A 10,308-nucleotide genomic window follows, 5' to 3' on the forward strand; every position below is an offset into this window, starting at 1 on the left:
GGGGATATCTGAATGACCAAACAACCTATTGTTCCTTTGGAACAACTACCCATTTCTCGAAAATTTGAGAAAAAGCGAAGAATGCTCTTATCTTTCGTTGTAAAGTGAGAGAGCTTGATCTCTCTTTTTACTCCCCTATCTCATCTGAACAAGCTATCGCTATCTTGGATAAGGTATTGTCCTATGACCATTAACTTAAGTGATTTAGGCCAGGTCTATCTGGTTTGTGGAAAAACAGATATGAGACAGGGCATTGATTCGCTCGCTTATCTTGTTAAAAGTCAATTTGACCTAGATCCCTTCTCAGGTCAGGTATTCCTCTTTTGTGGGGGGCGGAAGGATCGCTTTAAAGCTCTTTATTGGGATGGTCAAGGATTCTGGCTCCTCTACAAGCGTTTTGAAAAAGGAAAACTCACTTGGCCAAACAATGAGTATGACGTTAAGGCTCTGACTTCTGAACAATTAAACTGGCTAATGAAAGGATTTTTCATCACTCCTAACATAAACTGTACAAAAAGTCGTGATTTCTATTGAAATCATGGCTTTTCTTTAGGTATAATATAGAAAACATTAGGAGGAGATCATTTATGGAAGAATTACTTAAAATCATTAAACAGCAGTCTAATGAGATTGCTCTCCTTCGTGAACAAGTCGTTTATCTGACACAAAAAATTTATGGCAAATCATCTGAGAAAACGATTCAAATTAATGGGCAACTCAGTCTTTTTGAAGAAGAACAATTAACTGAAGAAAAAGCGGACTTACCCAGGTGAACTTGAAACCATTACCTATCAGCGTAAGAAGGCTAAAGGAAAACGTCAAACCATTCTGAACCAATTTAAAGCCGAAGAAAGACATTATCACCTAACAGAATGTGCTTGTCCAGATTGTCATGGGGCTCTCAAAGAAATTGGTGCAACCGTTCAGCGTCAAGAACTGGTCTTTATTCCAGCACAGCTGAAGAGAGTTGACCATATCCAGCATGCCTACAAATGTCTGGCTTGTAGTGAGAAGACTCTCAGTGATAAAATTATCAAAGCTCCCGTACCTAAAGCACCACTAGCACATAGTCTAGGGTCTGCTTCAATCATTGCTCATACGATTCATCAGAAGTTTCATCTTAAAGTACCGAATTATCGTCAGGAAGAAGATTGGACTAAACTTGGTTTGCCTATAACACGCAAAGAAATCGCTAACTGGCATATTAAGGCAAGTCAGTATTATTTTGAACCACTTTATGAGCTTTTACACCAGAAATTACTAGAACAGCCCGTCCTTCATGCGGATGAAACCAGCTATCGCGTTTTAGAAAGCGATAGCCAGCTAACTTACTATTGGACCTTCTTATCTGGTAAGGATGAGAAAGAAGTAATCACTCTTTATCATCACGATAAGCGTCGTAGTGGGCTAGTTGCCCAAGAATTTCTAGGTGATTACGCTGGTTATGTTCATTGCGATATGCATGGGGCTTATCGTCAATTGGAGACTGCCAAGGCAGATAAGAGTTCTCTGGTGTTCAAAGGGCTGTGCTATTGTGATAAGATGTTTGCCTTAGAGGAGTCATGGGCTGATTTATCTTTACAAGATCGCCTGATGAAACGCCAAGATGAGTTAGAACCTTTGATGGCAGAGTTCTTTGACTGGTGTCGCAGGCAGGCTGTTCTTCCAGGCTCTAAGTTGGGACGTGCCATTGACTATAGCCTTAAGTATGAAGAAACGTTTAGAACTGTACTTAAAGATGGTAGTCTCGTCTTATCCAATAATATGGCGGAACGTGCGATCAAGTCTTTGGTTATGAGACGTAAAAATTGGCTCTTTTCACAAAGCTTTGAGGGTGCTAAATCAAGTGCTATCATTATGTCTCTATTGGCAACAGCTAAACGACATCACTTGGATAGCGAAAAATATATAGGTTACCTACTAGAGAATCTTCCGAATGAGGAGATATTCGCCAAAAAGGAAGTTCTAGAGGCTTATTTGCCATGGGCAGAGAAGGTACAACAAAATTGTAGATAACAAAATCTTCCAGAGTCAGTGAACTTTGGAAGATTTTAATATACCTTGTTATTGGGCGCTTACGTTATGACTGCTAAACAAATTCAAGAACTCCAAAAACGAAATGCTCTTACAAAATCAAAAGTCTATCTAGATTATACATCTAGATAGACTTTCCAAGCATGATGCTTGAACATATTGAATACTCTATTTAGGTTGGAGAGAGATAATTAAACATAGAGCATTCACACCGTAAAACGGAGAAAAGTTTAATGACATTTCAGGTCATAGGTCAAAAGATTTAATCCTCTTTTTTCTTAGAACCATACATAAGAGTGCTTATTAACAAAACAATTATTCCAAACAACGATAGATGAGTATTGATCTCGCCAGTAGAAGGAAGTTCAACAACACCATCTGCTTCAACTTCAGCTTTCTTATCTTTGCCTGCTTGGGCGGCATCTTCGGCTGCTTTCACGGCTGCTTCAGCTGCGGCTTCTGCGGCATCTTGGGAATCTGGTTTGCCGTTGCTATCCGCATCGTTGACGGTTACTTCTGATGTCGTTACTTGATCAAGACGTGCTTTCAACGCTTCTTTGACTGGGCCTTCTGGTAAGCTATCGACTAACGGAGTTGCTGTACCTTTCTTCTCAGTTGTGACATCGTTCAAGCCATCTACGGCTGATTTCTCATCTGGATTAACAACACCATCTGCTTCAACTTCAGCTTTCTTATCTTTGCCTGCTTGGGCGGCATCTTCGGCTGCTTTCACGGCTGCTTCAGCTGCGGCTTCTGCGGCATCTTGGGAATCTGGTTTGCCGTTGCTATCCGCATCGTTGACGGTTACTTCTGATGTCGTTACTTGATCAAGACGTGCTTTCAACGCTTCTTTGACTGGGCCTTCTGGTAAGCTATCGACTAACGGAGTTGCTGTACCTTTCTTCTCAGTTGTGACATCGTTCAAGCCATCTACGGCTGATTTCTCATCTGGATTAACAACACCATCTGCTTCAACTTCAGCTTTCTTATCTTTGCCTGCTTGGGCGGCATCTTCGGCTGCTTTCACGGCTGCTTCAGCTGCGGCTTCTGCGGCATCTTGGGAATCTGGTTTGCCGTTGCTATCCGCATCGTTGACGGTTACTTCTGATGTCGTTACTTGATCAAGACGTGCTTTCAACGCTTCTTTGACTGGGCCTTCTGGTAAGCTATCGACTAACGGAGTTGCTGTACCTTTCTTCTCAGTTGTGACATCGTTCAAGCCATCTACGGCTGATTTCTCATCTGGATTAACAACACCATCTGCTTCAACTTCAGCTTTCTTATCTTTGCCTGCTTGGGCGGCATCTTCGGCTGCTTTCACGGCTGCTTCAGCTGCGGCTTCTGCGGCATCTTGGGAATCTGGTTTGCCGTTGCTATCCGCATCGTTGACGGTTACTTCTGATGTCGTTACTTGATCAAGACGTGCTTTCAACGCTTCTTTGACTGGGCCTTCTGGTAAGCTATCGACTAACGGAGTTGCTGTACCTTTCTTCTCAGTTGTGACATCGTTCAAGCCATCTACGGCTGATTTCTCATCTGGATTAACAACACCATCTGCTTCAACTTCAGCTTTCTTATCTTTGCCTGCTTGGGCGGCATCTTCGGCTGCTTTCACGGCTGCTTCAGCTGCGGCTTCTGCGGCATCTTGGGAATCTGGTTTGCCGTTGCTATCCGCATCGTTGACGGTTACTTCTGATGTCGTTACTTGATCAAGACGTGCTTTCAACGCTTCTTTGACTGGGCCTTCTGGTAAGCTATCGACTAACGGAGTTGCTGTACCTTTCTTCTCAGTTGTGACATCGTTCAAGCCATCTACGGCTGATTTCTCATCTGGATTAACAACACCATCTGCTTCAACTTCAGCTTTCTTATCTTTGCCTGCTTGGGCGGCATCTTCGGCTGCTTTCACGGCTGCTTCAGCTGCGGCTTCTGCGGCATCTTGGGAATCTGGTTTGCCGTTGCTATCCGCATCGTTGACGGTTACTTCTGATGTCGTTACTTGATCAAGACGTGCTTTCAACGCTTCTTTGACTGGGCCTTCTGGTAAGCTATCGACTAACGGAGTTGCTGTACCTTTCTTCTCAGTTGTGACATCGTTCAAGCCATCTACGGCTGATTTCTCATCTGGATTAACAACACCATCTGCTTCAACTTCAGCTTTCTTATCTTTGCCTGCTTGGGCGGCATCTTCGGCTGCTTTCACGGCTGCTTCAGCTGCGGCTTCTGCGGCATCTTGGGAATCTGGTTTGCCGTTGCTATCCGCATCGTTGACGGTTACTTCTGATGTCGTTACTTGATCAAGACGTGCTTTCAACGCTTCTTTGACTGGGCCTTCTGGTAAGCTATCGACTAACGGAGTTGCTGTACCTTTCTTCTCAGTTGTGACATCGTTCAAGCCATCTACGGCTGATTTCTCATCTGGATTAACAACACCATCTGCTTCAACTTCAGCTTTCTTATCTTTGCCTGCTTGGGCGGCATCTTCGGCTGCTTTCACGGCTGCTTCAGCTGCGGCTTCTGCGGCATCTTGGGAATCTGGTTTGCCGTTGCTATCCGCATCGTTGACGGTTACTTCTGATGTCGTTACTTGATCAAGACGTGCTTTCAACGCTTCTTTGACTGGGCCTTCTGGTAAGCTATCGACTAACGGAGTTGCTGTACCTTTCTTCTCAGTTGTGACATCGTTCAAGCCATCTACGGCTGATTTCTCATCTGGATTAACAACACCATCTGCTTCAACTTCAGCTTTCTTATCTTTGCCTGCTTGGGCGGCATCTTCGGCTGCTTTCACGGCTGCTTCAGCTGCGGCTTCTGCGGCATCTTGGGAATCTGGTTTGCCGTTGCTATCCGCATCGTTGACGGTTACTTCTGATGTCGTTACTTGATCAAGACGTGCTTTCAACGCTTCTTTGACTGGGCCTTCTGGTAAGCTATCGACTAACGGAGTTGCTGTACCTTTCTTCTCAGTTGTGACATCGTTCAAGCCATCTACGGCTGATTTCTCATCTGGATTAACAACACCATCTGCTTCAACTTCAGCTTTCTTATCTTTGCCTGCTTGGGCGGCATCTTCGGCTGCTTTCACGGCTGCTTCAGCTGCGGCTTCTGCGGCATCTTGGGAATCTGGTTTGCCGTTGCTATCCGCATCGTTGACGGTTACTTCTGATGTCGTTACTTGATCAAGACGTGCTTTCAACGCTTCTTTGACTGGGCCTTCTGGTAAGCTATCGACTAACGGAGTTGCTGTACCTTTCTTCTCAGTTGTGACATCGTTCAAGCCATCTACGGCTGATTTCTCATCTGGATTAACAACACCATCTGCTTCAACTTCAGCTTTCTTATCTTTGCCTGCTTGGGCGGCATCTTCGGCTGCTTTCACGGCTGCTTCAGCTGCGGCTTCTGCGGCATCTTGGGAATCTGGTTTGCCGTTGCTATCCGCATCGTTGACGGTTACTTCTGATGTCGTTACTTGATCAAGACGTGCTTTCAACGCTTCTTTGACTGGGCCTTCTGGTAAGCTATCGACTAACGGAGTTGCTGTACCTTTCTTCTCAGTTGTGACATCGTTCAAGCCATCTACGGCTGATTTCTCATCTGGATTAACAACACCATCTGCTTCAACTTCAGCTTTCTTATCTTTGCCTGCTTGGGCGGCATCTTCGGCTGCTTTCACGGCTGCTTCAGCTGCGGCTTCTGCGGCATCTTGGGAATCTGGTTTGCCGTTGCTATCCGCATCGTTGACGGTTACTTCTGATGTCGTTACTTGATCAAGACGTGCTTTCAACGCTTCTTTGACTGGGCCTTCTGGTAAGCTATCGACTAACGGAGTTGCTGTACCTTTCTTCTCAGTTGTGACATCGTTCAAGCCATCTACGGCTGATTTCTCATCTGGATTAACAACACCATCTGCTTCAACTTCAGCTTTCTTATCTTTGCCTGCTTGGGCGGCATCTTCGGCTGCTTTCACGGCTGCTTCAGCTGCGGCTTCTGCGGCATCTTGGGAATCTGGTTTGCCGTTGCTATCCGCATCGTTGACGGTTACTTCTGATGTCGTTACTTGATCAAGACGTGCTTTCAACGCTTCTTTGACTGGGCCTTCTGGTAAGCTATCGACTAACGGAGTTGCTGTACCTTTCTTCTCAGTTGTGACATCGTTCAAGCCATCTACGGCTGATTTCTCATCTGGATTAACAACACCATCTGCTTCAACTTCAGCTTTCTTATCTTTGCCTGCTTGGGCGGCATCTTCGGCTGCTTTCACGGCTGCTTCAGCTGCGGCTTCTGCGGCATCTTGGGAATCTGGTTTGCCGTTGCTATCCGCATCGTTGACGGTTACTTCTGATGTCGTTACTTGATCAAGACGTGCTTTCAACGCTTCTTTGACTGGGCCTTCTGGTAAGCTATCGACTAACGGAGTTGCTGTACCTTTCTTCTCAGTTGTGACATCGTTCAAGCCATCTACGGCTGATTTCTCATCTGGATTAACAACACCATCTGCTTCAACTTCAGCTTTCTTATCTTTGCCTGCTTGGGCGGCATCTTCGGCTGCTTTCACGGCTGCTTCAGCTGCGGCTTCTGCGGCATCTTGGGAATCTGGTTTGCCGTTGCTATCCGCATCGTTGACGGTTACTTCTGATGTCGTTACTTGATCAAGACGTGCTTTCAACGCTTCTTTGACTGGGCCTTCTGGTAAGCTATCGACTAACGGAGTTGCTGTACCTTTCTTCTCAGTTGTGACATCGTTCAAGCCATCTACGGCTGATTTCTCATCTGGATTAACAACACCATCTGCTTCAACTTCAGCTTTCTTATCTTTGCCTGCTTGGGCGGCATCTTCGGCTGCTTTCACGGCTGCTTCAGCTGCGGCTTCTGCGGCATCTTGGGAATCTGGTTTGCCGTTGCTATCCGCATCGTTGACGGTTACTTCTGATGTCGTTACTTGATCAAGACGTGCTTTCAACGCTTCTTTGACTGGGCCTTCTGGTAAGCTATCGACTAACGGAGTTGCTGTACCTTTCTTCTCAGTTGTGACATCGTTCAAGCCATCTACGGCTGATTTCTCATCTGGATTAACAACACCATCTGCTTCAACTTCAGCTTTCTTATCTTTGCCTGCTTGGGCGGCATCTTCGGCTGCTTTCACGGCTGCTTCAGCTGCGGCTTCTGCGGCATCTTGGGAATCTGGTTTGCCGTTGCTATCCGCATCGTTGACGGTTACTTCTGATGTCGTTACTTGATCAAGACGTGCTTTCAACGCTTCTTTGACTGGGCCTTCTGGTAAGCTATCGACTAACGGAGTTGCTGTACCTTTCTTCTCAGTTGTGACATCGTTCAAGCCATCTACGGCTGATTTCTCATCTGGATTAACAACACCATCTGCTTCAACTTCAGCTTTCTTATCTTTGCCTGCTTGGGCGGCATCTTCGGCTGCTTTCACGGCTGCTTCAGCTGCGGCTTCTGCGGCATCTTGGGAATCTGGTTTGCCGTTGCTATCCGCATCGTTGACGGTTACTTCTGATGTCGTTACTTGATCAAGACGTGCTTTCAACGCTTCTTTGACTGGGCCTTCTGGTAAGCTATCGACTAACGGAGTTGCTGTACCTTTCTTCTCAGTTGTGACATCGTTCAAGCCATCTACGGCTGATTTCTCATCTGGATTAACAACACCATCTGCTTCAACTTCAGCTTTCTTATCTTTGCCTGCTTGGGCGGCATCTTCGGCTGCTTTCACGGCTGCTTCAGCTGCGGCTTCTGCGGCATCTTGGGAATCTGGTTTGCCGTTGCTATCCGCATCGTTGACGGTTACTTCTGATGTCGTTACTTGATCAAGACGTGCTTTCAACGCTTCTTTGACTGGGCCTTCTGGTAAGCTATCGACTAACGGAGTTGCTGTACCTTTCTTCTCAGTTGTGACATCGTTCAAGCCATCTACGGCTGATTTCTCATCTGGATTAACAACACCATCTGCTTCAACTTCAGCTTTCTTATCTTTGCCTGCTTGGGCGGCATCTTCGGCTGCTTTCACGGCTGCTTCAGCTGCGGCTTCTGCGGCATCTTGGGAATCTGGTTTGCCGTTGCTATCCGCATCGTTGACGGTTACTTCTGATGTCGTTACTTGATCAAGACGTGCTTTCAACGCTTCTTTGACTGGGCCTTCTGGTAAGCTATCGACTAACGGAGTTGCTGTACCTTTCTTCTCAGTTGTGACATCGTTCAAGCCATCTACGGCTGATTTCTCATCTGGATTAACAACACCATCTGCTTCAACTTCAGCTTTCTTATCTTTGCCTGCTTGGGCGGCATCTTCGGCTGCTTTCACGGCTGCTTCAGCTGCGGCTTCTGCGGCATCTTGGGAATCTGGTTTGCCGTTGCTATCCGCATCGTTGACGGTTACTTCTGATGTCGTTACTTGATCAAGACGTGCTTTCAACGCTTCTTTGACTGGGCCTTCTGGTAAGCTATCGACTAACGGAGTTGCTGTACCTTTCTTCTCAGTTGTGACATCGTTCAAGCCATCTACGGCTGATTTCTCATCTGGATTAACAACACCATCTGCTTCAACTTCAGCTTTCTTATCTTTGCCTGCTTGGGCGGCATCTTCGGCTGCTTTCACGGCTGCTTCAGCTGCGGCTTCTGCGGCATCTTGGGAATCTGGTTTGCCGTTGCTATCCGCATCGTTGACGGTTACTTCTGATGTCGTTACTTGATCAAGACGTGCTTTCAACGCTTCTTTGACTGGGCCTTCTGGTAAGCTATCGACTAACGGAGTTGCTGTACCTTCTTCTCAGTTGTGACATCGTTCAAGCCATCTACGGCTGATTTCTCATCTGGATTAACAACACCATCTGCTTCAACTTCAGCTTTCTTATCTTTGCCTGCTTGGGCGGCATCTTCGGCTGCTTTCACGGCTGCTTCAGCTGCGGCTTCTGCGGCATCTTGGGAATCTGGTTTGCCGTTGCTATCCGCATCGTTGACGGTTACTTCTGATGTCGTTACTTGATCAAGACGTGCTTTCAACGCTTCTTTGACTGGGCCTTCTGGTAAGCTATCGACTAACGGAGTTGCTGTACCTTTCTTCTCAGTTGTGACATCGTTCAAGCCATCTACGGCTGATTTCTCATCTGGATTAACAACACCATCTGCTTCAACTTCAGCTTTCTTATCTTTGCCTGCTTGGGCGGCATCTTCGGCTGCTTTCACGGCTGCTTCAGCTGCGGCTTCTGCGGCATCTTGGGAATCTGGTTTGCCGTTGCTATCCGCATCGTTGACGGTTACTTCTGATGTCGTTACTTGATCAAGACGTGCTTTCAACGCTTCTTTGACTGGGCCTTCTGGTAAGCTATCGACTAACGGAGTTGCTGTACCTTTCTTCTCAGTTGTGACATCGTTCAAGCCATCTACGGCTGATTTCTCATCTGGATTAACAACACCATCTGCTTCAACTTCAGCTTTCTTATCTTTGCCTGCTTGGGCGGCATCTTCGGCTGCTTTCACGGCTGCTTCAGCTGCGGAAACTCTTAGAGCAACTATACTATCAGTTATAATCTTAACTGCATCATCTACTTTATCTTGGCTTGTAAAACTATCGTTTACTACTACTTGACCTTTTTTGATAGAATCATCGTAAGCCGTTTGTTTTGTTTTATCTGCATTAACATATATATCAGTTAACTTCAAATTAGAATCATTATCTAAAAGTCGTTGTAATTCTTCTTCTCAACCTTTTTATAAGTATAGGTAATAGTTTGAATACCTGAATTGAAATTAATTGTGTTACTGTCCTGATATCCTACTGCAGTAGGAGCATTAGTCCTCTTAAATGTATAATTAGGTAACATCAATTTATCCGACAAATCTAGAGATTGATAAGTCAACCTGAGTATAGCTTTTCTTTAATAACATTTCCAGTTGAATCATCAACATACAATAATTTTATATAGCTACCACCTGAAGAATACTCAAACCTAGTTAAATCAAATTGTTGTAAATTTGTTCCTGACCCAGTAGAAGCAAAAATCGCAAAGCCCAACTCTTCTCTTCCCTTAGCCTGGTTAGTAGTTAGTCTACTTTTATCTAAATAGGTTTGAATATTTTTTGTGAATATTTGTCCATCATATGTCACTGTCATAGCCTTTGATTGTCCATTATAATCAACAATCACATTTTTAAATTCGTTATTATGCGGTTGTGACTCTAATCTTCGAGCATCTTGCAACAATGTAATTGCTTTTCCACTAGCATCTGTGCCATAAAAGGCCACAAAAGCCCCATTTT

6 protein-coding genes are annotated in these 10,308 nt (G+C 45.4%); 3 read left to right on the forward strand and 3 right to left on the reverse strand.

From position 1 onward, the window contains the following. Positions 1-183 precede the first annotated feature (183 nt). From tnpB to tnpC, 3 genes are read left to right on the forward strand one after another with little or no spacing between them, the layout of a single operon-like run. Positions 184-534 carry an IS66 family insertion sequence element accessory protein TnpB gene (tnpB, locus tag EL097_RS10460; RefSeq protein ID WP_000154547.1) on the forward strand — a complete coding sequence of 117 codons (351 nt, stop codon included), beginning with the start codon at positions 184-186 and terminating at the stop codon, positions 532-534. A gap of 53 nt (positions 535-587) precedes the next feature. Beyond that, on the forward strand, positions 588-773 hold the full coding sequence (locus tag EL097_RS10465; RefSeq protein WP_000391861.1) for an IS66 family transposase: 186 nt from the start codon (positions 588-590) through the stop codon (positions 771-773). Next, positions 745-2,016: an IS66 family transposase gene (gene tnpC / locus EL097_RS10470; RefSeq protein ID WP_071659975.1), complete on the forward strand. Its 1,272-nt coding sequence runs from the start codon at positions 745-747 to the stop codon at positions 2,014-2,016. Before EL097_RS10465 ends, tnpC begins: the two co-directional genes overlap by 29 nt. 280 nt (positions 2,017-2,296) lie before the next feature. Here tnpC and EL097_RS11000 read toward each other — a convergent pair whose 3' ends face one another. From EL097_RS11000 to EL097_RS11085, 3 genes are all read right to left on the reverse strand, one after another. Further along, complete coding sequence (locus EL097_RS11000; RefSeq protein WP_232013340.1) at positions 2,297-8,758, reverse strand: LPXTG cell wall anchor domain-containing protein; 6,462 nt, start codon at positions 8,756-8,758, stop codon at positions 2,297-2,299. A 35-nt stretch (positions 8,759-8,793) separates the two neighbouring features. Beyond that, on the reverse strand, positions 8,794-9,711 hold the full coding sequence (locus EL097_RS11080) for a GA-like domain-containing protein (protein WP_269471205.1): 918 nt from the start codon (positions 9,709-9,711) through the stop codon (positions 8,794-8,796). Between the two features lie 193 nt (positions 9,712-9,904). Further along, positions 9,905-10,294, reverse strand: coding sequence for a lectin-like domain-containing protein (locus tag EL097_RS11085; protein WP_164993783.1), 390 nt, complete (start codon positions 10,292-10,294; stop codon positions 9,905-9,907). Positions 10,295-10,308: the final 14 nt, after the last annotated feature.

Origin of the sequence: Streptococcus canis (assembly GCF_900636575.1) — a bacterium.
GTDB classification, from domain to species: domain Bacteria; phylum Bacillota; class Bacilli; order Lactobacillales; family Streptococcaceae; genus Streptococcus; species Streptococcus canis.

Bases quoted from the DNA above. Each gene is read 5' to 3' on its own strand.
- tnpB (WP_000154547.1), top strand. From the start codon at position 184: ATGACCATTAACTTAAGTGATTTAGGCCAGGTCTATCTGGTTTGTGGA.
- EL097_RS10465 (WP_000391861.1), top strand. From the start codon at position 588: ATGGAAGAATTACTTAAAATCATTAAACAGCAGTCTAATGAGATTGCT.